20 protein-coding genes are annotated in these 22,450 nt (G+C 73.8%); 14 read left to right on the top strand and 6 right to left on the bottom strand.

What is annotated here, in order from left to right; translation table 11 throughout:
- Window positions 1-92 precede the first annotated feature (92 nt).
- The 8 genes from ACWDXC_RS11365 to ACWDXC_RS11330 are packed head-to-tail and all read left to right on the top strand — an operon-like array spanning window position 93 to window position 10,355.
- The gene (locus ACWDXC_RS11365; RefSeq protein ID WP_449980664.1) at window positions 93-1,403 is read left to right on the top strand and encodes an MFS transporter; all 1,311 of its coding nucleotides are present in this window, start codon (window positions 93-95) and stop codon (window positions 1,401-1,403) included.
- A gap of 3 nt (window positions 1,404-1,406) precedes the next feature.
- The gene (locus ACWDXC_RS11360) at window positions 1,407-3,434 is read left to right on the top strand and encodes a molybdopterin oxidoreductase family protein (protein WP_449980661.1); all 2,028 of its coding nucleotides are present in this window, start codon (window positions 1,407-1,409) and stop codon (window positions 3,432-3,434) included.
- Entirely contained in the window at window positions 3,431-4,825 is a 1,395-nt protein-coding gene (locus ACWDXC_RS11355) for an FAD-dependent oxidoreductase (protein ID WP_449980658.1), read from the top strand. The genes ACWDXC_RS11360 and ACWDXC_RS11355 overlap by 4 nt, the downstream gene beginning before the upstream one ends.
- Window positions 4,822-7,251, top strand: a complete 2,430-nt coding sequence (gene nirB / locus ACWDXC_RS11350) for a nitrite reductase large subunit NirB (protein ID WP_449980656.1) — start codon at window positions 4,822-4,824, stop codon at window positions 7,249-7,251. The genes ACWDXC_RS11355 and nirB overlap by 4 nt, the downstream gene beginning before the upstream one ends.
- Complete coding sequence (gene nirD, locus ACWDXC_RS11345) at window positions 7,248-7,574, top strand: nitrite reductase small subunit NirD (protein ID WP_364169551.1); 327 nt, start codon at window positions 7,248-7,250, stop codon at window positions 7,572-7,574. Before nirB ends, nirD begins: the two co-directional genes overlap by 4 nt.
- A gap of 59 nt (window positions 7,575-7,633) precedes the next feature.
- On the top strand, window positions 7,634-8,368 hold the full coding sequence (locus ACWDXC_RS11340) for a class I SAM-dependent DNA methyltransferase (protein WP_364169548.1): 735 nt from the start codon (window positions 7,634-7,636) through the stop codon (window positions 8,366-8,368).
- Entirely contained in the window at window positions 8,368-9,375 is a 1,008-nt protein-coding gene (locus tag ACWDXC_RS11335; RefSeq protein WP_449980652.1) for an iron-containing redox enzyme family protein, read from the top strand. Before ACWDXC_RS11340 ends, ACWDXC_RS11335 begins: the two co-directional genes overlap by 1 nt.
- Window positions 9,375-10,355: a glycosyltransferase gene (locus ACWDXC_RS11330; RefSeq protein WP_449980650.1), complete on the top strand. Its 981-nt coding sequence runs from the start codon at window positions 9,375-9,377 to the stop codon at window positions 10,353-10,355. Before ACWDXC_RS11335 ends, ACWDXC_RS11330 begins: the two co-directional genes overlap by 1 nt.
- Here ACWDXC_RS11330 and ACWDXC_RS11325 read toward each other — a convergent pair.
- The gene (locus ACWDXC_RS11325) at window positions 10,287-10,499 is read right to left on the bottom strand and encodes a CDGSH iron-sulfur domain-containing protein (RefSeq protein WP_357587289.1); all 213 of its coding nucleotides are present in this window, start codon (window positions 10,497-10,499) and stop codon (window positions 10,287-10,289) included. The two genes, ACWDXC_RS11330 and ACWDXC_RS11325, sit on opposite strands and share 69 nt — an antisense overlap.
- 407 nt (window positions 10,500-10,906) lie before the next feature.
- On the opposite strand from ACWDXC_RS11325, the gene ACWDXC_RS11320 reads away from it, so the two are divergent.
- The 3 genes from ACWDXC_RS11320 (at window position 10,907) to ACWDXC_RS11310 (ending at window position 13,298) form a co-directional block, all read left to right on the top strand.
- Window positions 10,907-11,467: a YybH family protein gene (locus ACWDXC_RS11320; protein ID WP_449980648.1), complete on the top strand. Its 561-nt coding sequence runs from the start codon at window positions 10,907-10,909 to the stop codon at window positions 11,465-11,467.
- A gap of 34 nt (window positions 11,468-11,501) precedes the next feature.
- A complete protein-coding gene (locus tag ACWDXC_RS11315; RefSeq protein ID WP_449980645.1) occupies window positions 11,502-12,137 on the top strand; it encodes a class I SAM-dependent methyltransferase in 636 nt (211 codons plus the stop codon).
- 132 nt (window positions 12,138-12,269) lie between these two features.
- Window positions 12,270-13,298: a hypothetical protein gene (locus tag ACWDXC_RS11310; RefSeq protein WP_449980643.1), complete on the top strand. Its 1,029-nt coding sequence runs from the start codon at window positions 12,270-12,272 to the stop codon at window positions 13,296-13,298.
- Between the two features lie 9 nt (window positions 13,299-13,307).
- On the opposite strand, the gene ACWDXC_RS11305 is transcribed toward ACWDXC_RS11310, so the two are convergent.
- Window positions 13,308-13,988 (bottom strand): FadR/GntR family transcriptional regulator, encoded by a 681-nt coding sequence (locus ACWDXC_RS11305; protein ID WP_246645569.1) that lies wholly within the window; start codon window positions 13,986-13,988, stop codon window positions 13,308-13,310.
- 72 nt (window positions 13,989-14,060) lie between these two features.
- Here ACWDXC_RS11305 and ACWDXC_RS11300 point away from each other — a divergent pair, with 72 nt between their 5' ends.
- Window positions 14,061-15,983 (top strand): Xaa-Pro dipeptidyl-peptidase, encoded by a 1,923-nt coding sequence (locus ACWDXC_RS11300; protein ID WP_449980641.1) that lies wholly within the window; start codon window positions 14,061-14,063, stop codon window positions 15,981-15,983.
- A gap of 87 nt (window positions 15,984-16,070) precedes the next feature.
- Here ACWDXC_RS11300 and ACWDXC_RS11295 read toward each other — a convergent pair whose 3' ends face one another.
- The 4 genes from ACWDXC_RS11295 to ACWDXC_RS11280 form a co-directional block, all read right to left on the bottom strand.
- The gene (locus tag ACWDXC_RS11295) at window positions 16,071-18,074 is read right to left on the bottom strand and encodes a hypothetical protein (RefSeq protein ID WP_449980639.1); all 2,004 of its coding nucleotides are present in this window, start codon (window positions 18,072-18,074) and stop codon (window positions 16,071-16,073) included.
- A gap of 210 nt (window positions 18,075-18,284) precedes the next feature.
- Complete coding sequence (locus ACWDXC_RS11290) at window positions 18,285-18,998, bottom strand: maleate cis-trans isomerase family protein (protein ID WP_357587279.1); 714 nt, start codon at window positions 18,996-18,998, stop codon at window positions 18,285-18,287.
- Window positions 18,995-19,186, bottom strand: a complete 192-nt coding sequence (locus ACWDXC_RS11285; RefSeq protein WP_449980637.1) for a hypothetical protein — start codon at window positions 19,184-19,186, stop codon at window positions 18,995-18,997. The genes ACWDXC_RS11290 and ACWDXC_RS11285 overlap by 4 nt, the downstream gene beginning before the upstream one ends.
- A gap of 11 nt (window positions 19,187-19,197) precedes the next feature.
- Window positions 19,198-19,956 carry a hypothetical protein gene (locus tag ACWDXC_RS11280; RefSeq protein WP_449980634.1) on the bottom strand — a complete coding sequence of 253 codons (759 nt, stop codon included), beginning with the start codon at window positions 19,954-19,956 and terminating at the stop codon, window positions 19,198-19,200.
- Between the two features lie 213 nt (window positions 19,957-20,169).
- Here ACWDXC_RS11280 and ACWDXC_RS11275 point away from each other — a divergent pair, with 213 nt between their 5' ends.
- Both ACWDXC_RS11275 and ACWDXC_RS11270 read left to right on the top strand, forming a co-directional pair.
- Window positions 20,170-21,426 (top strand): helix-turn-helix domain-containing protein, encoded by a 1,257-nt coding sequence (locus tag ACWDXC_RS11275; protein ID WP_219511570.1) that lies wholly within the window; start codon window positions 20,170-20,172, stop codon window positions 21,424-21,426.
- A gap of 125 nt (window positions 21,427-21,551) precedes the next feature.
- Complete coding sequence (locus ACWDXC_RS11270; protein ID WP_246646345.1) at window positions 21,552-22,418, top strand: SAM-dependent methyltransferase; 867 nt, start codon at window positions 21,552-21,554, stop codon at window positions 22,416-22,418.
- The last annotated feature ends 32 nt before the right edge of the window (window positions 22,419-22,450 follow it).

Raw genomic sequence — 22,450 nt, 5'->3', positions numbered from 1 at the left:
TGAGTCACATGTAACCGGCGCACAGCCACGGACCGTCCATGTGCGTAACGCCGGGTTCCTACGTTCGACCTCACCAGAACGTAGGAGGAACGATGACGCGCTGGATCGCCGAGTGGCATCCCGACGACGCGGCCTTCTGGCAGCACACGGGCCGGAAGGTCGCCCGCCGGAACCTCGTCTTCTCGATCCTGGCCGAGCATCTCGGCTTCACCGTCTGGACGCTCTGGAGCATCGTGGCCGCCCGGATGGGCGCCTACGACTTCTCGACCGACCAGCTCTTCTGGCTCGTGGCGGTGCCGAACCTGGTCGGCTCGGCGCTGCGGGTGCCGTACACGTTCGGACCGGCCAGGTTCGGCGGGCGCAACTTCACGGTGGCGAGCGCGCTGCTGCTGATCGTCCCGGCGGTGCTGCTCGGCGTGGCGGTGAGCAGCCCGGACACCCCGTACTGGGCGTTCCTGGCCATCGCGGCCGTCGCCGGCGTCGGCGGCGGGAACTTCGCCTCCAGCATGGCCAACATCACCTACTTCTACCCGCGCGCCCGCCAGGGCGTGGCGCTCGGGCTGAACGCGGCGGGCGGCAACATCGGCGTCAGCTCGGTGCAGCTCGTGATGCCGCTGGTGATCGGGGCGTTCGGGCTGGCGGCGGCGGGCTGGTTCTGGGTGCCGTTCATCGTGGTGGCCGCCGGCTGCGCCTACTTCTTCATGGACAACCTGTCCAGCGCCAAGGCCAGCCCGCGCGAGCAGCTCGCGGTGGCGGGCCGCGCCCAGACGTGGATCCTGTCGTTCCTGTACGTGGGCACGTTCGGCTCGTTCATCGGCTACGCGACGGCGTTCCCGCTGCTGAGCATGAGCCTGTTCCCGGACGCGCCGTGGGCGGCGGTGGCGTTCGCCGGGCCGCTGGCCGGGTCGCTGATCAGGCCGGTGGGCGGCTGGCTGGCCGACCGGCTCGGCGGCGCGCCGGTCACCCTGTGGAACTTCGCCGCCATGGGCGCGGGCGTCGTGCTCGTCTGGCTCGCCTCGGCGTCCGGCGGCTTCTGGCCGTTCTTCCTCGCCTTCCAGATCCTCTTCCTGACGGCCGGGATCGGGAACGGGTCCACGTACCGGATGATCCCGGCCATCTTCCAGGCCAAGGCGGTCGCCGAGCGCGGCACCGGCGAGGAGGCGCTGCTGCACGGCAGGCGGCAGGCGTCGGCGGCCATCGGGATCATCTCCGCGGTCGGCGCGCTCGGCGGGTTCCTCATCAACCGGGCGTTCGGCATGTCGTTCGCGGCGACGGGCAGCCCGGCGGTGGCGTTCGCCGCGTTCGGCGCCTTCTACGCCGCCTGCTTCGCGCTGACCTGGTGGTGCTACACGCGCACCGTCGGCGTGACCCGGATCGCCTCCCTCGCCCATGCGCGGGTGTGAGCGATGACGACCGTCGACACCCACTGCCCGTACTGCGCCCTGCAGTGCGGGATGGCGATCGGCGCCGGGGGGACCGGGATCACGATCACCCCCCGGGCCGACGTCCCGGCCAACGCCGGCGGCGCGCTCTGCCAGAAGGGCTGGACCGCCGCCGAGCTCCTCACCAACGGTGAGCGGCTGACCGGCCCGCTCCTGCACGGGAACCCGGTGACCTGGGAGGAGGCGCTCGACCACGTGGCGGCGCGCCTCATCGCTCTCAGGGACGAGTACGGCCCCGACGCCGTGGCCGTGTTCGGCGGGGGCGGGCTCACCAACGAGAAGGCGTACCTGCTCGGCAAGCTCGCCCGGGTCGCGCTCGGCACCAGCCAGATCGACTACAACGGCCGCTTCTGCATGTCGTCGGCCGCCGCCGCGTCGATCCGCGCGTTCGGCATGGACCGGGGGATGCCGTTCCCCGTCACCGACCTGGCCGGGGCCGACGTGGTGCTGCTGGCGGGCGCGAACCCGGCCGAGACGATGCCGCCGTTCGTGCGCCACCTGGAGGGCGCGCGGCTCGTCGTGATCGACCCGCGCCGCACCGCGACCGCCCGGCTGGCCTGGCTGCACCTGCGGCCCGCGCCCGGCACCGACCTGGCGCTCGCGCTCGGCCTGCTGCATCTGGCCGTGGCCGAGGACCTGGTCGACGCCTCGTACGTGGCCGCGCGCACGACCGGGTTCGAGGACGTGCGCACCTCGCTGGCCTCCTGGTGGCCCGAGCGGGTCGAGCGCGTCACCGGCGTGCCGGTCCAGCGCATGCGCGAGGCCGTGCGCGCGCTGGCGTTCGCGCGGAACGCGTACGTGCTCACCGGGCGCGGCGCCGAGCAGCACGCCAAGGGCACCGACACCGTGAGCGCGTTCGTCAACCTGGCGCTCGCGCTCGGCCTGCCCGGCAGGCCCGGCTCCGGGTACGGGTGCCTCACCGGGCAGGGCAACGGCCAGGGCGGCCGCGAGCACGGCCAGAAGGCCGACCAGCTCCCCGGCTACCGCAGGATCGACGACCCGGCGGCGCGCGAGCACGTCGCGGGCGTGTGGGGGGTGCGGCCGGAGGACCTGCCGGGGCCGGGACGGTCGGCGTACGAGCTGCTGGACGCGCTGGGGACGCCCGGCGGGCCGCGCGCGATGCTGCTGTTCGGCTCCAACCCCGTCGTGTCCGCGCCCGATTCCTCCAGGATCGCCGCCCGGCTGCGGGCGCTGGACCTGCTCGTCGTCTGCGACGTGGTGATGTCGGAGACGGCGGCGCTGGCCGACGTGGTGCTCCCGGTCACCCAGTGGGCCGAGGAGACCGGCACGATGACGAACCTCGAAGGCCGCGTCCTGCTGCGCCGCCGGGCGCTCGCGCCGCCGCCCGGCGTCCGCGGCGACCTGGAGGTGATCGCCGGGCTGGCCCGCCGGCTCGGCCACGACTTCGCCGACGACCCCGCCGAGGTGTTCGAGGAGCTGCGCCGCGCCAGCGCCGGCGGCACGGCCGACTACGCGGGCATCACCTACGAGCGGATCGCCGGCGAGACCGGCGTGTTCTGGCCCTGCCCGGAGCCGGGGCACGCCGGCACGCCCCGGCCGTTCCTGGACTCCTTCCCCACGCCCGACGGCCGGGCCAGGTTCGTGCCCGTCGAGCACCGGCCCCCGGCCGAGGAGGTCGACGACGACTACCCCGTCCATCTGACGACGGGCCGCGTGCTCGCCCACTACCAGAGCGGCGCGCAGACCCGCAGGATCGCCTCCCTGACCGCCGCCTCGCCGCACCCGTACGTGGAGCTCCACCCCGACCTGGCCGAACGGCTGGCGATCGAGGCGGGCGACCTGGTGCGGGTGACCAGCAGGCGCGGCACGGACGAGGCGGTGGCCAGGATCAGCGACGCGATCAGGAGCGACACCGTGTTCATGCCCTTTCACTGGGAGGGGGCGAACCGGCTGACCAACCCCGCGCTCGACCCCGCGTCCCGGATGCCGGAGTTCAAGGTCTGCGCCGTACGGGTGGAGCGGGTCTCATGAGGCTCGTCGTGGTCGGCAACGGCATGGCCGGCTCCCGGCTGGTCGGCGAGGTCCGGGCGCGCGACCCGCGGATGACGATCACCGTGTTCGGCGCCGAGCCCGGCCGCCCCTACAACCGGGTGCTGCTGTCGAACGTGCTCGCCGGCAAGGCCAGGCCCGAACAGCTCGGCCTGCACGACCTGTCCTGGTACGCCGCCAACCGGGTCGAGGCCGTGCTCGGCGGCGAGGTCGCCTGGATCGACCGGGAGGCCCGCGCCGTGCACACCGCCGACGGCCGCCGCGAGCCGTACGACCTGCTCGTGCTCGCCACCGGCAGCGAGGCGATCGTGCCGCCGATCCCCGGCGTGGCGCGGGCCGTCCCGTTCCGCACGCTCGACGACTGCGAGCGCATCCTCAAGGCCGCCGAGCACAGCCGCCGCGCCGTCGTCGTCGGCGGCGGGCTGCTCGGCGTCGAGGCCGCCCGCGGGCTGGCCGGGCGCGGCCTGCCCGTGACGCTGCTGCACCTGGCCGGCCATCTGATGGAACGCCAGCTCGACGCCGAGGCCGGGCTGTTGCTCGGCGAGACGCTGGCCGGGCTCGGCGTCGAGACCCGCACCGGCGTGTCCGCCGCGTCCGTCGAGGAGACGGGCGTCCGGCTGGCCGGCGGCGAGCTCGTCGAGGGCGACCTGGTCGTGCTCGCCTGCGGCGTCCGCCCGCTGACCGCGCTCGCCGCCGAGGCCGGGCTGGAGGTGCGGCGCGGCGTCGTCGTGGACGACGAGCTGCGCACCGACGACCCGTCGATCTTCGCGATCGGCGAGTGCGCCGAGCACGACGGCACCGTGTACGGGCTGGTCGCGCCCGCCTGGGAGCAGGCGTCCGTGGCCGCCGACGTGATCACCGGAGGCAAGGCGCGCTACCGGGGCTCGCGCCTGGTCACCCGGCTCAAGGCGAGCAGCGTCGAGCTGGCCGCCATGGGCGAGACGCAGCTCAGCGACGAGCACGCCGAGGTGGTCCGCTTCAGCCACCGCGCCAGGGGCACCTACCGCAAGCTCGTCATCCGCGACGACCGCCTGGTCGGCGCGATCCTGCTGGGCGACAGCGACGCCGTCGGCACGCTCACCCAGCTCTTCGACCGCGGCGGGCCGGTGCCCGGCGACCGGGCCGGGCTGCTGTTCCCCGGCCTGTCGGCCGCGCCGGTCGCCGACAGCCCGGTGCTCATGCCCGACGCGGCCAAGGTGTGCCAGTGCAACAACGTGACCAAGGGCCAGATTCGGGCCTGCTGGGAGGCGGGCGCCAGGGACGTGGCCGGGGTGGCCGCCGCCACCCGCGCCACGACCGGCTGCGGCACCTGCCGTGACGCCGTCGCGGGCATCGTCGGCTGGCTGTGCGAACAGGAAGGGGTCTCCGCATGAAGAAGATCGTCGTGGCCGGGTTCGGCCCGGCAGCACACCGGCTCGTGGAGGCGCTGCTCCAGCGCGGCTTCGACGGGCGCGTCACGGTCATCGGGGAGGAGCCCCGCCCGGCCTACGACCGGGTGGCGCTGACCTCGTACCTGTCGGGCGTGAGCGCCGAGGACCTCGCCTACCCGGTGCCGTCCGGGGCGGTGACCAGGCTGAACAGCCGCGTCACCGGCATCGACCGGCAGGCCCGCGTGGTCACCGTCGAGGGCGGCGAGCCGGAGCCGTACGACGTGCTCGTGCTCGCCACCGGGTCGGCGCCGTTCGTGCCGCCGGTGCCGGGGGCCGGGCACGCCTTCGTCTACCGCACGATCGACGACCTGGACGCGATCAGGCTGGCCGCCAAGGAGGCCGCTGACGGCGTCGTCGTCGGCGGCGGGCTGCTCGGCCTGGAGGCCGCCGACGCGCTGCGCTCCCTCGGCCTGCGCACCCACATCGTCGAGATGAGCCCGTGGCTCATGCCCCGCCAGGTCGACGAGGGCGGCGGCTCGGTGCTCAGGTCGCACATCGAACGGCTCGGGCTGAGCGTGCACGCCGGCTCGGGCGTCCAGGAGATCGTCACCGACGACCGGGGCCGGGTGGCCGGGCTGCGCACGCCCGGCGGCACGCTGATCGAGGCCCAGGTCGTCGTCTTCTCCGCGGGCATCAGGCCGCGCGACGAGCTGGCCAGGGCCTGCGGGCTGGAGGTGGGGGAGCGCGGCGGCGTCGTCGTCGACCCCGGCATGCGCACCTCCGACCCGTCGATCTACGCCATCGGCGAGTGCGCGCTGGCCGGCGGCATGGTGTACGGGCTCGTCGGGCCGTGCTTCACGATGGCCGAGGTCGCCGCCGACCGGATCATGGGCGGCGACGGCACGTTCGACGGCGCCGACCTGTCCACCAAGCTCAAGCTGCTCGGCGTCGAGGTCGCCCAGTTCGGCGCCATGACCGGGGCGCTCGACGTCACCTACATGGACCCGGTCGCCGGCGTCTACAAGAAGCTGTTCATCAGCGACGACGCCCGGACCCTGCTCGGCGGCATCTGCGTCGGCGACGCCGCCCCGTACACCTCGCTGCGCTCGTTCGTCGGCAAGCCGCTGCCCGCGCCGCCGTCCGACCTGCTGTTCACCGGCGGCGGCGCGAACCTCGACCTGCCCGACGACGCCCAGGTGTGCTCGTGCAACAACGTCAGCGCGGGCGAGGTACGCGCCGCCGTCACCGACCGGGGCTGCGCCGACGTGCCCGCGCTCAAGGCGTGCACCCGCGCCGGCACCACCTGCGGAAGCTGCGTGCCCATGCTCAAGCAGCTCCTGGAGAAGTCCGGCGTCGAGGTCAGCAAGAACCTGTGCGAGCACTTCGCCCACTCCCGCGCCGAGCTGTTCGACATTGCCCGGGTGCGCGGCATCACCACGTTCTCCGAGCTCATCGCCCAGCACGGGCAGGGCCGGGGCTGCGACATCTGCAAGCCGGCCGTCGCCTCCATCCTCGCCTCCCTGCACAACGGGCACGTCCTCGACGGCGAGCGCGCCGCGCTCCAGGACACCAACGACCACTTCCTCGCCAACATCCAGAAGAACGGCACGTACTCGGTCGTCCCGCGCATCCCCGGCGGCGAGATCACCCCGGACAAGCTCATCGTCATCGGCGAGGTCGCCCGCGACTTCGGCCTCTACACGAAGATCACCGGCGGGCAGCGGATCGACCTGCTCGGCGCCCGCGTCGAACAGCTCCCGGAGATCTGGCGGCGGCTCGTCGAGGCCGGGTTCGAGTCCGGCCACGCCTACGGCAAGGCGCTGCGCACGGTCAAGTCCTGCGTCGGCTCCACCTGGTGCCGCTACGGCGTGCAGGACTCCGTCGGCCTCGCCATCGCGCTGGAGCTGCGCTACCGGGGCCTGCGCTCGCCGCACAAGCTGAAGTCGGCGGTCTCCGGCTGCGCCCGCGAGTGCGCCGAGGCCCGCTCCAAGGACTTCGGGATCATCGCCACCGAACAGGGCTGGAACCTGTACGTCGGCGGCAACGGCGGCTTCAAGCCCCGCCACGCCGACCTGCTCGCCGGCGACCTCACCACCGACGAGCTCATCAGGACCATCGACCGGTTCCTCATGTTCTACATCCGCACCGCCGACCGGCTGCAACGCACCTCCGCCTGGCTGGAGTCGCTCGACGGCGGCCTCGGCTACCTGCGCTCGGTGATCGTCGACGACGCGCTCGGCATCTGCGCCGACCTCGACGCCCACATGGAGCGGCACGTCGCCACCTACGTCGACGAATGGCGGGCGACCCTGGACGATCCGGACAAGCTCTCCCGGTTCGTCAGCTTCGTCAACGCGCCGGGCGTGCCCGACCCGTCCATCGTGTTCGCCGCCGAGCGCGGCCAGATCAAGCCGGTGGTGACCCGATGACCTGGGTGAACGTCTGCGGCTACCAGAACCTGCTGCCCGAGCGCGGCGTCTGCGCGCTCGTCGGCGACCGCCAGGTGGCGCTCTTCCGCACCCACGACGGCTCCGTGCACGCGCTCGGCAACCTCGACCCGTTCAGCGGCGCGTACGTGCTCTCGCGCGGCATCGTCGGCACCAGGAAGGGCGAGCCGACCGTCGCCTCGCCGCTGCACAAGCAGGTGTTCTCGCTGGTCACCGGCCACTGCCTGGACGAGCCCGACATCGCCGTGCCCGTCTACCACGTCCGGCTCGACGGCGACCTCGTGCAGGTGGCCGTGAGCGTTTAACGGGTGGCGCCCCGGGCATTCAGCTGGCATTCACGTGCTGGAACTCGGGGGAGGTGCGGATGCCGGCGTTCGACGCTTCCGCTTACGGCCGCGGCATCGCCGACATCTACGACGCCACCGTACGCGGCCTGCCCACGGACCAGGCCGTCGACCTGCTCCACGAGCTCGCCGAAGGCGGGCCGGTGCTGGAGTTCGGCATCGGCACCGGCCGGCTGGCCCTGCCGCTGGCCGCCCGCGGCCTGGAGGTCGCGGGCATCGACGGCTCGGCGGAGATGGTCGAGGTGCTGCGCGGCAAGCCCGGCGGCGACCGCGTGCCCGTCACGATCGGCGACTTCTCCACGGCCACCGCCGGCGGCTCCTACGCGCTCGTCGTGCTCGCCGCCAACACCGTCTACGCGCTGCCGTCGCAGGACGCCCAGGTCGCCTGCTTCCGCAACGCCGCCGCCCACCTGCGGCCCGGCGGCAGGTTCGTGGTCGAGGCGTGGGTGCCCGACCCGGCCGCCTTCCGCGACGGCAGCGCGCTGCGGCTGCTGTCGATGACCGAGGACGCCGTCGTCGCCGAGGCGGCCGTGCTCTCCCCGGCCGGGCAGCACATGCACACCACCCGCATCCGGCTGACCGCCGAGGGGGTGCGCCTGCTGCCCGCCAACCACCGCTACGCCTGGCCCGCCGAGCTCGACCTGATGGCCCGGCTGGCCTCGATGGAGCGCGAGCATCGCTGGTCGGACTGGGCGCGCACCCCGTTCGGCGACGACAGCCGCGCGCACGTGTCCGTCTACCGCCGGAGTGCCTGATGCGCCTGCCTGCCGCCCGGGGCCCGATCAGCGACCAGCTCTTCTCCTGCCTCACCGGGCCGCCCGGGGAGCTCGGGGAGCTCAGGCCGCTGGAGCCGGGCGCGCTGCCGCTCGGTGACGACGACCTCCAGCTCGCCCTGTTCGTCTGCTACGAGCTGCACTACCAGGGCTTCGACGACGTGGACGAGCGCTGGGAGTGGGAACCGTCACTGCTGCGGGCCCGCGCCGCCCTGGAGCGCGGCTTCGAGGACGCGCTCGCCCGCGCCGTGCCGCGCCCCGCCCCGGTCGAGCCGCGCCACGTGCGGCGGGCGCTCACCGCGCTGGCCGTCGCCGACGAGGGCCCGCCGCTGTCGCAGCACCTGCAGCGCACGGCCGACCTCGCCCAGTTCCGCGAGTTCGCCGTCCACCGCTCGATCTACCACCTGAAGGAGGCCGACCCGCACACCTGGGCCATCCCGCGCCTCCAGGGCGGGGCCAAGGCCGCGCTGGTCGAGATCCAGGCCGACGAGTACGGCGGCGGACGCCGCGAGCGCATGCACTCCGAGCTGTTCCGCGCCACCCTGCGCGGCCTCGGCCTCGACGACTCCTACCTGGCCCACCTCGGCCGCGTCCCCGGCATCACGCTGGCGATCTCCAACGCGATGTCGCTGTTCGGCCTGCACCGCCGGCTGCGCGGCGCGCTCGCCGGCCACCTGGCCGCCCTGGAGATGACCTCCTCGCTGCCCAACCGCCGCTACGCCACCGGCCTGCGCCGCCTCGGCGGCGACGCCACCGCCACCCGCTTCTACGAGGAGCACGTCCAGGCCGACGCGGTGCACGAGCAGATCGCCGCCAACGACCTGTGCGGCGGGCTCGCCGCCGCGCAGCCGTCGCTCACCGGCGACATCCTGTACGGGGCCGCGTGCGCGCTCACCCTCGAACGCCTGTGGGCCGAGCACGTCATGGACTGCTGGGAGCGCGGCGTCTCGTCGCTGGCCGAGCTGGAGACGGCCGTCGCGAGCCCGTGATGGACCTCGACTACGTGCTGCCGCTGCGGTGGGAGGACGACGCGGGGCTGGACGAGCTCACCGCCTACCTGACCGGCCTGGCCCGGCACGCCCGCGTGATCGTCGTCGACGGCAGCCCGGCCGCCCTGTTCGACCGGCACGCCCGCCGCTGGCGCGGCCTCGTCACCCACGTGCCGCCCGACCCCGCGCTCGGCTACGCCAACGGCAAGGTCACCGGCGTCGCCACCGGCGTGCGGCTGGCCCGCGCCGCGCACGTGGTCATCGCCGACGACGACGTACGCTACGGCCCGGCGGGGCTCGCCAGGATGCGGGAGCTGCTCGCCGGGGCCGACCTGGTGCGCCCGCAGAACTACTTCTCCCCGCTGCCCTGGCACGCCCGCTGGGACACCGCCCGCAGCCTGCTCAACCGGGCGTTCGGCGCCGACTACCCGGGCACCCTCGGCGTCCGGCGCGACTTCTTCCTGGGCATGGGCGGCTACGACGGCGACGTGCTGTTCGAGAACCTGGAGCTGATCCGGACCGTCCGGGCGCGCGGCGGACGCGTGGTCTCCGCCCCCGGCCTCTACGTGCGCCGCCTGCCCTGCCAGGCGCGGCGCTTCTGGTCGCAGCGGGTCCGGCAGGCCTACGACGACCTCGCGCAGCCGTGGCGGATGGCGGCGTTCCTGGCGGTGGCGCCGGGCGTGGCCGTCGCGCTCGCCCGCCGCCGTCCCGCCGCGCTGGCCGGGGCCGCCGCCGTCACCGTGGCGGTCGCCGAGCTGGGCCGCCGCCGCTGCGGCGGACACCGGGTCTTCCCGGCGACGTCGTCGCTGTTCGCGCCCGTGTGGGTGGCCGAGCGGGGCGTCTGCAGCTGGCTCGCCCTGGCCGCCGCGCTCACCGGCGGCGTCCCGTACGCGGGGCGGCGGCTGCGCCGGTCAGCCAGCTCCGTCCGCAGGCTCCGCCTCCTGGCCGCTGGGGGCGCGGAAGCCGGCCGTCTTGTGTGAGCCGTCGCAGAACGGCTTGGCCGCCGAGCGGCCGCACCGGCACAGCGCGACGGTGGCCCGGCCGGGCGGGATGCGCTCGCCGTCCTGGGTCACCAGCGCGAACTCGCCACGAATGAGCAGCGGGCCGTCTTCACAGGGGGTCACCGTGACCGGTTCATCCGACATTCGCGTCAATTGCCCGAAATGGCACTTTTGAAACGATGTCAGAGTCGGAGATCCTTCTCCGCAGGCGGGAAAACATGCGCGCCATGATGGGCGGGCGGGAGGACGCATCGCCGCCCCGAATCGGCGGAGGCGCAACGCTCGGCGTCGTCGCGTTGCGGCAGAGGATCGGCGGGCGGAGCGGGGTTCGCCTTGATATGCGGCACTAGAGGGACGGTATCGGCGGCGCGCCGGGCAACGGGTCTCAGTGGCGCAACGATCAGACCTCTGAACGATCTCGCCGAATTCTGTGAACCCCAGGGTGAGAAAATACCGCGCACGTTAAAAGGGTCGTGCGGACTGGATAAAGACCGCATTCGCCCTTGATAGGGGCGGGAATCAAAGCGGCCATGAGCATGAATTCTCTGCGCAGGGGCCTCCTGCTGGCCGCGATCGTACCGGCCCTGTTCACCGCCGGCTGCGCCGCGGGCGGCACCGGGCAAGCGATGAAGGGCGCCGCGAGCCCGGCGTCCCCCACAGCCACCGACACGGGCATGACACCCGGCGACTCCGCCTCGCCGACCGACACCACGACCGGCACCGGCAGCCCGTCGCCCACCGACACCGGCGCCGGCCAGGGCTCGCCCCGCGGCGTCGTCGAGAGCTTCTACAAGGCGCTCGAATCGGGCGACTCCGCCCAGGTCGTGAAGCTGTTCACCTCCGACGCCGTGGCAGCCGTGGCCGGCGAGCAGACCGCCGAGGGCACGCAGGCGCTCACCACGCTGTTCGAGGGCATGGGCGAGGGCCAGGGCGGCACGCCGACGATCGAGGAGTCCCAGGTCGCCGGCAAGCAGGCGTTCGTCCGCGCCACCAGCGGCGAGGGCTCCGAGGAGACCCGCGCGTTCTTCCTGCTCACGCAGGACAACGGCGAATGGAAGATCGACCGCTACATGAGCAACAGCCCGTCCTAGCCCTCCGGCGCACGCCCGGACCTAGGCTGGGGTGATGCAGGACCTCTCGAAGTACCAGCACCCGCGCTTCGCCCGCGCCTACGAGAGGATGACCGAGCGCGCCGATCCCGCCACCGCCGCACTGCGCGAGCGCCTGCTCGCCGGGCTGACCGGGCGGGTGATCGAGATCGGCGCGGGCAACGGGCTCAACTTCCCGCACTACCCCGCGGGAGTGCGCGAGGTCGTCGCCGTCGAGCCCGACCACCTGCTGCGCGCCGCGGCCGAGCGGGCCGCGGCCCGCGCCCCGGTGACCGTCCGGGTGGTGCCCGGCCACGCGGGGGCGCTGCCGGGCGGGCCCGGCGCGTACGACGCCGCCGTGCTGTCGCTCGTGCTCTGCACCGTGCCCGACCCGGCGGCCACCCTCGCCGAGGTGCGACGGCTGCTCGCGCCCGGCGGCGAGCTGCGCTACTTCGAGCACGTCCGCTCGCCCCGGCCGGTCCGCGGCGTCCTTCAGGACCTCATCACCCCGCTCTGGCGGCGCGTCGGCGGCGGCTGTCACCCCAACCGCGACACCGCCGCCGCCATCCGCGCCGCCGGGCTGCTCGTCGAGGAGCAGCGGAGCTTCGCCCACCGGCCCGTCCCCGGCAGCCCTGCGCTCACCCACATCCTCGGGCGGGCCCGCAACCCCTGACCGGTCAGCCCCGCCGCTGATCCACCAGCGCGGGATGGACGGCGACCGCGCGAAGCCTCCCCGAGTCCCCCATTCTGGGCCCCGGCCGGAACTCCGGGCGCGCCGCCGGTGTATGCACGCCGGAGGTGTCCCATGAGAAGACTCGCCACCGTCGTGGCCGCCCTGCTGCTGGCCGCCGGGCCGCTCGCCGCCCCCGGGGCGGCCGCCGGCGGATTCGCCGTCACCTACCTCGACCCGCTCCCGGGCACCCTGAAGGCCGGCACGTCCTACACGGCCGGCTACTGGGTGCTCCAGCACGGAAACCACCCCTACCAGGGCGACCTCGGGCCCACCGGGCTCCGGCTCACGGACGCCCGCGGCGAGGTCACGCTGTTCGCCGGCACGCCGCTGCCCGAGCCCGGACACTACGCCGCCGCCCTCACCGTCCCCGCCGCCGGGACGTACCGCGTCGAAGGCATCCAGGGCATCTTCGACCCGTACGCCGTGGGCACCCTCACCGTGCCGGGCGGCCTCGCCCTCAACCCCTTGCAACCCGGCCTCGCCCGCGCCGTGAAGGAGCCGCAGAGCCACTGGGGCGCCATCCGCCCCCCGGGCTTCCCCCCGGGCCGCCCCACCCCGGACCCCGAGCACCCCGCACCGGGCACCCCCGACCGGGGTGACGCCGAGCGGGGCCACGCCGAGCCGGGCGCGGCCGAGGAGGGGCGCGCTGAGCCGGGGCGCGCCGAGGAGGGACGTGCCGAGCCGGGCGCGGCCGTGGCGAGCCCGCTCGCGGCGGGGCCGTCGCCGGGCACGCGGCCTTCCGGCACCCCGTACCCGGCCGAGGCGGCCACCGGCGACGGCGCGGCCCTCAGGGAAGGCGCGGCCACCGACGACGGGGCGGCCCCTGCCCTCCCAGGCGGCGCGGACCCCGAGGGCGGGGCGGCCACGCAGGGCGGCGCGGACCCTGAGGGCGGCGCGGACCCCAACGGCGGGGCGGTCACCCAGGGTGGGGCGGCCACGCAGGGTGGGGCGGATCTCGGCGGGGTTCCGGTCTTTGGGCTGGTGGTCGCCGCCGTGGGCGGGGCGGTGCTCGCCCTGGTCGCCGTACGGGGGCCGTGGGGGAGGCGGGAGCCGGAGCCGCCCGTGGACGACGAGGCGGACACGATCACGATCGGTGGGTGAGCGCCCGGGTCAAAGGTCGCGTTCCTGGCGGTCGAGGATGCCGACCGAGACCGCCACGGCCGCCGCCGCGTCACCGGCCTCGATGGCCGCCAGCAGCTCGTGGTGGGAGCTGTCGGGCCGCAGCGCCGCCTCCTCCAGGTCGCGGACGCTCTCGCGCACCGACTCGCTCATGCTCCGGTAGAGGTCGCCGAGCAGCGGGTTGTGGGCCGCGTCGGCGACGCACAGGTGGAAGGCCACGTCGGCGTCGGCGAAGGCGTCGAGGTCACCGGCGCCGGCGGCGGCGTCGCGGCGGGCCAGGGCCTCGCGCATCCCGGCCAGGTCCTCGTCGGTGCGCTGGGCGGCGGCCAGCCGGGCGGCCACCAGGTCGAGCCCGCGCCGCACGTCGATGATGTCCATGGCCGCCGCCCTGTCCAGCCGCCGCCGCAGCGCCACCTGCGACTCGTCGGTGGCCGTCACGTACGTGCCGTCGCCCTGCCGGGTGGCCAGCAGCCCGGCGTGCGCCAGCACCCGCAGCGCCTCGCGCACCGACAGGCGGCTCATGCCGAGCGTCTCGGCGAGCCGGCTCTCGGACGGCAGCTTGGTGCCGACCGGCCACGCGCCGCTGGTGATCTGGTCGCGCAGCTGTTCGATGGCGGCGTCCACCAACGAGGTCCGTGCCACGTTCCGCATGCCCATCCTCTCGACCCGCATGGTCAGATCTTGTCAGGCTTCCGGGCGTCTGAGAGATTGCTCGTACTTTTGGTACAGCCACGGAGGTCACGCGTGCCACAATTACGCCCGGCCCTCATCGCCGCAGTCCTCGTCCTGGGCACGGCAACCCCCGTCCACGCCGCGGCCTCGGCACCCGCGGTCACCGTCGAGAACGGCCGTACGCAGCCGGTCTTCTCCTACGCGGACGCGGTCCGCGAGCACGTCTACGTCGAGTCGCCGGTCGACAGCGACGCCGACGGCCGGCTCGACCGGGTGCGCGTCGACATCATCCGTCCCAAGGAGTCCGGTCCCGGGCTCCGCGTCCCGGTCATCATCGACGAGAGCCCGTACTACGACAACTCCGGACGCGGCAACGAGGGGGAGCGCAAGGAGTACGGCGCCGACAGGAACGTCACGAAGTTCCCCCTGTTCTACGACAACTACTTCGTGCCGCGCGGCTACGCCGTGCTGAACGTCGACATGATCGGCACCACCCGCTCCGACGGCTGCCCCGACGTCGGCGGGAAGGCCGACGTGCTGGGCGGCAAGGCGGTCATCGACTGGCTGAACGGCCGGGCCAAGGCGTACCGGGCCGACGGCAGCCCCGCCGTGGCCGACTGGACGACCGGCAAGTCCGCGATGATCGGCAAGTCGTACGACGGCACGCTGGCCAACGCCGTGGCCGCGACCGGCGTGCGCGGCCTGGAGACGATCGTGCCGATCTCCGCGATCAGCTCCTGGTACCGGTACCAGCGCTCCAACGGCGTGATCTACAACTACGACTACGCCTCCTGGCTGGCCAACTACGTCGACACCGACCCCGAGGCCAAGTGCCAGGCGGTGCGCGACCGGATGGACGCCGGGGACGGTGACGACACCGGCGACCACAACCCGTTCTGGGCCGAGCGCGACTATCTCGGCGGGCTGCTCGGCGATGTCTCCAAGGTGCGGGCCAGCGTCTTCGTCGTCCACACGTCCAACGACCTGAACGTCAAGCCGGACAACTTCTCCACCTGGTGGCAGGCGCTGGCCGAGCGCCGGGTGCCGCGCAAGATCTGGGTCGGCCAGTACAACCACGTCGACCCGTTCGACTTCGAGGGCCGGCGGGACGTGTGGGTCGACACGCTGCACCGCTGGTTCGACCACTGGCTGCACGGCGTGCGCAACGACATCATGCGCGAGCCGCGCGCCGACGTGCAGGTCGGGCCGACCGAGTGGATCACGCAGCGCGACTGGCCGGCGCCGCACGCCACCCGGCTGACACTCCGGCCCGCCGCCGACGGCACGCTCGGGCTGCGGCCCGACCGGCGCGCCACGGCGACGTTCACGGACGTGGCCATGACCGAGTCCGCGATGGTCGCCGACGTCGGCGCCGCGAACCCGGGACGGCTGGCGTTCACCACGGGCGCGCTGCCGGTCGACCTGCGCCTGTCCGGCACGCCCACCGCCGACCTGCGGGTCAAGCTCGACCGGCCCGCCTCGAACCTGACCGCCCTGCTCGTCGACTTCGGCGACGACACCCGCCTGGACTGGCGGCGCGGCCAGGGCGTCACCACGATCGCCGAGGAGGACTGCCACGGCGAGACCACCGCTGCCGACGACGGCTGCTACAAGAAGGTCGTCACGAACGTGGCGAACCGGCCGGTGGAGGTCGTCGCCCGGGGCTGGATCGACACCCGCAACCGCCACTCGCTGACCCGGCCGTCGCCCATGCCGGTCGGGAAGTACGCCAAGGTCAGGTGGGAGACGCTGCCGCACGACTACACCTTCAAGAAGGGGCACCGGATCGGCCTGATCATCGCGGGCACCGACGCCTCCTACAGCTCCGAGACGGGCACCGGGGCCGCGGTGACCGTCGACCTGTCGAGGACCGGCGTGACCGTCCCGGTCGTGCCGGGCGCCCCGCTGGCCGACGTGCCGAAGGACACCGCCAGGTTCCTCGGGCCGCGTGAGCTGACGCTGCCGGAGCCGGAGCCGGGCTTCTCGTTCTTCTGACGGGAGACGGGCTTCTGACCGCTGACGGCCCCGGGCGCGATGCCCGGGGCCGTCACGTGCGTGGCTGATGCATGGTGCTTGCCTGTTTCACTCGCCCTTAGGGCAATTGCTCCAATAGCCGCCTCCGTTCGTGTCGGGGATGAACGCTCCTCGGTTCGTGGTCACGGTCCACGAAACGATCATGGTGAGGGTGCCGTCGCCCGCCGTGGTGCCCTCCGTGGTCCTGCCGTCGCCGGTGGCGGTGCCCGACCAGCCGACGGTGATCACGCCCGACTCGGTCACGGGCGGCCCGGCGCAACCCGGCCGCTCGGCGGGCGCCCGTACGGTGAAGGTGTTGCCGTCGACGGTGATGCCGTTCGTCCCGGAGAACAAGGTGACCCGGCAGTCGCCGGTGCACGTGAGCCTGAACCGGCCGCTGCGCTTCTCGCCCAGCCGCACGGACGCGGGCGCCAGCTTGGCCACCGGAGGCTCGGGCGCGGGCAGCGCCCTGCCGGGCTCCTCGGCCGCGCCGGTGGGCTCCCGCGCGGGAGGGTCCTGGAGCGTGGGCTCCTGGACGAGCGGCTCCTCGGCGGTGGGCTCGGGCCCGGTGGTCTCCTGTGCGGTGGGCTCCTGCGCGGTCGGTTGCGGGGCGGTCGGCTGCGGGGCGGTGGGCTCCTGTGCGGTCGGTTGCGGGGCGGTGGGAGGCTGGGCCGCCGCGGCGGGGGCGGCGGTCGTCGCCGCCTGACGGGACTGGGGCTTGAGCACCGACCACGCCAGGCCCCCGGCCAGCAGGACCAGGCCGAAGATCAGCGCCATCCGGACCAGCCAGCGCAGGGAGATGCGCGCCTCCGGGTCGTCCTCGTCGGGGCGCTCCCGCCAGAAGTCCTCCCACCGGGCGTCACCCCCGTCGTCACGCGGCGGCGGCCGGTCACCGGCGTGGACGAGCTTGTCGCCGGGCTCGGCCCTGCGCCGCTCGCCCGGCCGCGCCGCCGGCCGGGCGCGCTCCCTGGCCCGCAGCGGGTCGTGCGGGGGCACGGGGTCGGGCGGCAGATAGTACTCGCGCCGCTGCCCCGACCCCGGATGCGCGGCGTGCACGAGCGCCTGCCCGGAGCCGGCGCCGTTGCCGCCCCGCCGGACCCGGGCCTCCTCCACGACCCTGACCCCACGCCCCTCCCCTTCCTCCGCCACCGGGGCGCGCGGCACCGGGCGAGGGGGCACCCAGTCGTCCTCCGGAGGCTCGGGCGGGGTGGGGGCGGGGAGGGGTTCCTGGCCGGCGACGGCCGCGCCCGTCGCCGGCCAGGGGTTGTCCCTGGTCTCCGTCGTGGGGCCGGGGACCAGGGAGATCATGGCCGGAGGCGGCTCCGCCAGGCCGCGCGCCTGGACGGGGAAGCCGTCCGGGCGCCAGGCGGAGTCGTCGTCCGGCAGCGGCTGCCCCCAGGCGGGCTGCTCGCGCAGGGTGCCGGGGGTGTCGGCCAGGGGGAGGCGGCGCAGCAGCGTGGCCGCGCGGAGCGTCCGGGGCGCCGCCTGACATTCCGGGCAGGTCAGGATGTGGCGGGCGATCCGCGTGCGGTTGCGGCGTCCGGGGGTCCTGGCCCAGTCGGTCAGCCGGGAGGCCAGGCGGGCGCAGCCGTCACGGGTCCTGGCCGCCCGCACCGCCGCGAACCACTGCTCCAGCGTGTCGGCCGCCTCCGTGACGATGGCGGTCACGTCACCGGTGTCCGCGGCGAAGATCAGCGCGATCTCGTCGTCGGACAGCTCGTGCCGTACCGAGAGGTCGAGCAGTTCGCGGTGCGGGCCGTCGAGGGCCGTCAGACCCTCGGGCACCAGGTCGGGCGCGGGGCCGGGACGGGACCAGGAGCCGATGCTGGCCGGTCTGGCGGCGGCGACGGCGGCGCGGTGGGCGCGGGCCAGGGCGTACAGCCACGGCCGCAGCGCGTCCGGCGACGGGAGCCGGGCGGCGTGCGCGTGCGCCGACAGCAGCGCGCCCGCGACCGCCAGCTCGGCGTCGGAGCCCGCCAGCGCCGTGCGGCAGTAGTCGTACAGGTGCCGCCCGTGCTCGTCGCAGAGCGCGCCGATCGCCTCGCGCGCCTCGTCCGTCAGCGTCCGCCACATCTGATCGAGCACTCCTCACGTCACCGCGCCGACCCTCGCCCGGTCCTCGCAGGGGATGGGCCCGTCAGACGGCCTCCGCGGCGGCGCCGGGATCGCCGGCGCCGGACCGCGTGCCGCCCGGACCGGCCGCAGGCCCGGCACGGCCGCGAGCCGGAGCGCCGGCGACCCTCGTCAGGGGGCAGGGGAGGGCGAGCGCGCCCGGTGCGGCGCTCACGAGGCCCTCCGGTGCGGGGAGCGGTTGAGCGTGACGGGCTTGCCGGTCGCCCGCGACAGCGCCCACCAGGCGGTGCACAGGTTGGACGTGAGCAGCACCCGGTCGTTGCCGGCGCCCAGCGTGCCCAGCGCCGGCAGCGTCGCCATGCCGCTGCCGACGAACAGCAGCACGCCGTCCCGGGGCAGCCGCGCCTGCTTCACCTGCTCCACCAGCTCGGCGGGAGTGATCGTGTACGGGGACCAGCCGCCCTGGGCGCGGACCGGGAGCACCCCGGCGATGCGCAGCCCGGCGGCCTTCCAGAAGCGCTCGGCCAGCTCCGTCAGCCACGGCTGGAACGGCGAGACGATGTGGACCTCCTCCAGCCCGAGATGCCCGATCGCCTCCAGGATGGCCACGGTCGCCGAGGCGAACGGCACCCCACACCGCTCGGTCAGCCGCAGGCAGCCCTCGCGGTCCTCGTCCGGGTCGAGCAGGTAGCGGGGGGCGTCGCAGGCCATGACGAGCGCGTCGAGCGGCAGGTCGCCGAAGGCGTGCGTCATGGCGGGCAGCGCCGCGTTGTAGCTCTCCAGCCGCTCGGCCGGGGCCAGCCCGGGGCGTACCGGGAAGCGGGCGGCGTGCATGTCGGCACGCGAGCCGAGCAGGCGGGTCAGCTCCGGCTCCGCCGACGGGTTCGCGGGCGGCACCAGCACGCCCACCCTGCCGCGGCTCATGTCCGCCTCCCGCCGTGCCGCTCCGCGGGCCGCAGCCGCCGCACCGGGTGCGCGATCGGCGTGACGTCCGCCCGTGGCCCCGCCGCCCGGTCGAGGGGCGGCCGGTCGGGGGGTGGTGGCGGGCGGGTGCCGCGTACCGGGACCTCGCAGGGCCGGTGGCGCGGCCCGCGGACCTCGTCGGTGAGCATGATCACTCCTGTCAGGTCAGGGCGCCTGCGTCCGATGGGGACAGCAGGGCGTGGGGCGGCGCGGTCGCCTGGTTGGGCACGCTGGCCGCGACCAGCCGCTCGGACAGGCCCGTGGCCAGGCCCGCCGTCAGGTGCGGGAAGCCGATGCGCGGGGGCGGCTTGCCGCCGGTGACCGAGGTGGCGACCCGGCCGGCCAGCGACAGGTGCTCGGCGCAGCGGTCGCGCACCCTGGCCTCCAGCCCGGCGATCTGGGCGAGCCGGTGGCGCAGCGGCTCCAGCGTGGCGGTGCGTTCGAGCCCGGCGAGGTCGGCCAGCCGTCCCGGCCAGCGCAGTTCCTCGCGCAGGCGCGCCTCCACCTCCGGGACGACGCGTTCGGCGGCCAGCCCCTCCTGGAGCAGCCGGGTGGCGACGGTCACCGCCATGAACGACGTCAGGTCGTAGTCGGCCAGCCGCCCGGCCAGCGCGGCGTCGAGCACGAGCACCCGGTACGACAGGGCTTCGGCGCTCCAGCCCAGCACCATGAGGCGGTCGGTGCCCGCCTCGGCGTGCCAGCCGGCGAGCCGCAGCTCGCGCGCCATCCGCTGGTACAGGCTCCACGTGCCGGCGTCGCCGTCTGTCCAGATCTGGACCCCGCCGAGAGGCAGGTCCGATACGTTGACCGTTGTCCCGGCCGGTGCGACCCGGGAGCAGATGCGCTGGATCACCCGCTCCTGCGCCGGTGAGGCCGTGCTCTTGGTGAACCAGGGGCTTATCTGGTGATCGATGGTCACGTTCGGCCACCTCCCTGCCGGGGGCCTCCGAAGGGGCCGGCTGTCAGGTAACAGTTTCCACGTGTCGTACGATACTGGCCAAATGCGGGTTATGGTGTCAACTCTCAGTTTTCGACAATACGTGAGCGGCTCCGGTACGGGAAGAGCGCCCTGCGCGGACACGCCGGGCGGCGTCTAGGCTGGAAGAGCGTTCACGGGTAGCAGGAGGTCCGCGTGGCGAAGTTCGCCGAGCGACTCGATCTCGCGCTCAACAAGCGAGGTTTCACAGGCGCTCAAGTCGCCGCCGCGCTCACCGAGGCCGGCATCCCGATCACACGCGCCTACGTCAGCCAGTTGCGCACCGGCAAGCAGACCAACCCGACGCTCCAGGTGCTGCGCGCCCTGGCGGCGTGCCTCCAGGTGAGCGTTGGCTGGCTCGTAGGTGAGGATTACCTGGAGTCCGGGGCGGTGGAGGACCTTCAGCTCCGCGCCGCCGCCATCGGCGTGTCCGCCTCCGGGCTGTCCGACGCCTCGCTGACCGTGCTGCGGGGGGTGATCGAGCTGGCCCGCAAGGCCGAGGGCCTGCCCGAGGAGCCCGAGCCGGCCATGGAGATCCCCGACGCGGCGGCGCCGCTGGAGGAGCCGATGCGGGTGGCGCTCGGCGAGCGGCTCAGATCGCTGCGCCTGGCCGCGCAGATCAGCCCGGAGAAGGTGGAGACCGCGCTCGGCAAGGGCGCCGTCGCGGTCGAGGCGATCGAGGCCGGCCGCATCACGCCCGCGCCGGCCACCGTCGAGCGCCTGCTGACGCTCTACGGGGTGACCGCCGTGCCCGCCCGCGAATACGTGCTCTCGCTGGCGCGCGGCGAGCGCGAGCTGGCCTGGTACGACGCCAGCTCGTTCCCGGTGTGGCTGGCGACGACCTGCGCCATCGACAGCCGGGCCTCGGTGATCCGCACCTACCACACCCACTTCGTGCCGCCGCTGCTGCAGACCGAGTCCTACGCGCTGGCCGCGATCGCCACGGCCGACCAGGGCTCGTTCCGCCACACCACGGCCGACGCGGCGGTCGACATCCTGGCCGCCCGGCAGCGGCTGATCTTCGGGCCCAACGGCCCGGTCGTGTGGGCGGTCATGGACGAGGGCGTCCTGCTGCGCTCGATCGCCGACCCGGAGGTCATGCTCGACCAGCTCGACCGGCTGATCGCCTATGCCAAGCGGCCCAACATCTCGCTGCACATCGTGCCGATGGAGGACCCGGCGTACGTGCCGCGCACCGGCCCGTTCACGCTGTGGCGCTTCGCGGAGGCGTTCGAGCCCGACATCGCGTGCTCCCACGCGCTGGAGGCCGACGAGCTGATCACCGACGGGGTCGTGGTGGAGGCGTACCACCAGGCGTTCACCAAGCTGTCGGTCACCACGACCACCCGCGACGAGACGATCGACATGCTCTGCGCGCATCGCGAAAGACTTTCACGTACGCCCGCGAATTGATCTCCGGGAATGCGAAAAGTCATATTTCCTCAAAATACACTGCCCCATGTAGTTGAATAAGAGAATTTATGGATCATTATTAACATTGGTCATCCGAGTGGGGTCAGAGACCGGAACTTTCCCGAATGGACGCGGCGAGGGGAAAGGGGCGACACGCAATGCGGCAACGTGCCATCCGAAACCTGGCCAATCTCGACACCGCACACGCGAGGATCACGCGCATCCTTGATGCCGCCACCGGAGGCAAGAACAACTTCCGGGCCGACCGTGAAGCGGTGAACCGGTACGACGTGGCAGCCGCGGTGACGACCGCCGCGGCTCGGGCCGTCCAGGGGTATCTGTGCCGGGCCGTACGGCACCTGGCCGGTGAAGGCGTTGACCAGTTCATGATCGTGGGAAGTGGTGTCCCCAGCGGCCTGCCACCCGGCGGGCAGCTGCATGACATCGCCCGCGACACGCTCCGTACCTCTTGTGCGCGTGTCGTCTATATAGAGAATGACCCGATGGTGCTGGCCAACGCGCAGGCCACCATCGAACCGATCACCGACTCGGTCCGCGTGGTCGAGGGCGACATCCGCCAGATCGACGAGATCCTCGACGACCGGGTCGTGCGCACGTTCGCCGACTGGAACCGGCCGATGGCCTGGGTGGTGGTGTCCACCCACAGCCTCAGCGACGACGAGCAGGCGCGCTACGTCGTCAAACGCCTGCGCCAGTCGGTGCCGGAAAGGAGTTACCTGGCGATCCTGCAGACGACGTTCGACGGCATACCGCCGGAGTTGCTGCCCGCCATCAACGACCTGCTGGCCATGACGCTGCCCGGGCACGCGGTGCGCTCCCGCGACCGGGTGGAGGCGTTGCTCGACGGTCTGGACCTGCTGGAACCGGGATTGGTGTGGGTCCCGGAGTGGCGGCCTGACGAGGGCGACCCGCACTGCGCCGACCAGCCGGGGACGTCGGGCAACTACGGGGCGGTGGCCCGCCTGCCGTGATCGGGACCCGCCGCCCGCCGCCGGGCGGGCGG

The organism is Nonomuraea sp. NPDC003214 (assembly GCF_053590035.1).
The sequence above is the reverse complement of the archived record's forward strand: the minus strand, read 5'-3'. Positions and strand labels throughout refer to the sequence as shown.

Coding starts and splice junctions, on each gene's coding strand:
- ACWDXC_RS11365 (WP_449980664.1), top strand. CDS start 93: ATGACGCGCTGGATCGCCGAGTGGCATCCCGACGACGCGGCCTTCTGG.
- ACWDXC_RS11360 (WP_449980661.1), top strand. CDS start 1,407: ATGACGACCGTCGACACCCACTGCCCGTACTGCGCCCTGCAGTGCGGG.
- ACWDXC_RS11355 (WP_449980658.1), top strand. CDS start 3,431: ATGAGGCTCGTCGTGGTCGGCAACGGCATGGCCGGCTCCCGGCTGGTC.
- nirB (WP_449980656.1), top strand. CDS start 4,822: ATGAAGAAGATCGTCGTGGCCGGGTTCGGCCCGGCAGCACACCGGCTC.
- nirD (WP_364169551.1), top strand. CDS start 7,248: ATGACCTGGGTGAACGTCTGCGGCTACCAGAACCTGCTGCCCGAGCGC.
- ACWDXC_RS11340 (WP_364169548.1), top strand. CDS start 7,634: ATGCCGGCGTTCGACGCTTCCGCTTACGGCCGCGGCATCGCCGACATC.
- ACWDXC_RS11335 (WP_449980652.1), top strand. CDS start 8,368: ATGCGCCTGCCTGCCGCCCGGGGCCCGATCAGCGACCAGCTCTTCTCC.
- ACWDXC_RS11330 (WP_449980650.1), top strand. CDS start 9,375: ATGGACCTCGACTACGTGCTGCCGCTGCGGTGGGAGGACGACGCGGGG.
- ACWDXC_RS11320 (WP_449980648.1), top strand. CDS start 10,907: ATGAGCATGAATTCTCTGCGCAGGGGCCTCCTGCTGGCCGCGATCGTA.
- ACWDXC_RS11315 (WP_449980645.1), top strand. CDS start 11,502: ATGCAGGACCTCTCGAAGTACCAGCACCCGCGCTTCGCCCGCGCCTAC.
- ACWDXC_RS11310 (WP_449980643.1), top strand. CDS start 12,270: ATGAGAAGACTCGCCACCGTCGTGGCCGCCCTGCTGCTGGCCGCCGGG.
- ACWDXC_RS11305 (WP_246645569.1), bottom strand. CDS start 13,988: ATGCGGGTCGAGAGGATGGGCATGCGGAACGTGGCACGGACCTCGTTG.
- ACWDXC_RS11295 (WP_449980639.1), bottom strand. CDS start 18,074: ATGTGGCGGACGCTGACGGACGAGGCGCGCGAGGCGATCGGCGCGCTC.
- ACWDXC_RS11290 (WP_357587279.1), bottom strand. CDS start 18,998: ATGAGCCGCGGCAGGGTGGGCGTGCTGGTGCCGCCCGCGAACCCGTCG.
- ACWDXC_RS11285 (WP_449980637.1), bottom strand. CDS start 19,186: ATGCTCACCGACGAGGTCCGCGGGCCGCGCCACCGGCCCTGCGAGGTC.
- ACWDXC_RS11270 (WP_246646345.1), top strand. CDS start 21,552: ATGGACGCGGCGAGGGGAAAGGGGCGACACGCAATGCGGCAACGTGCC.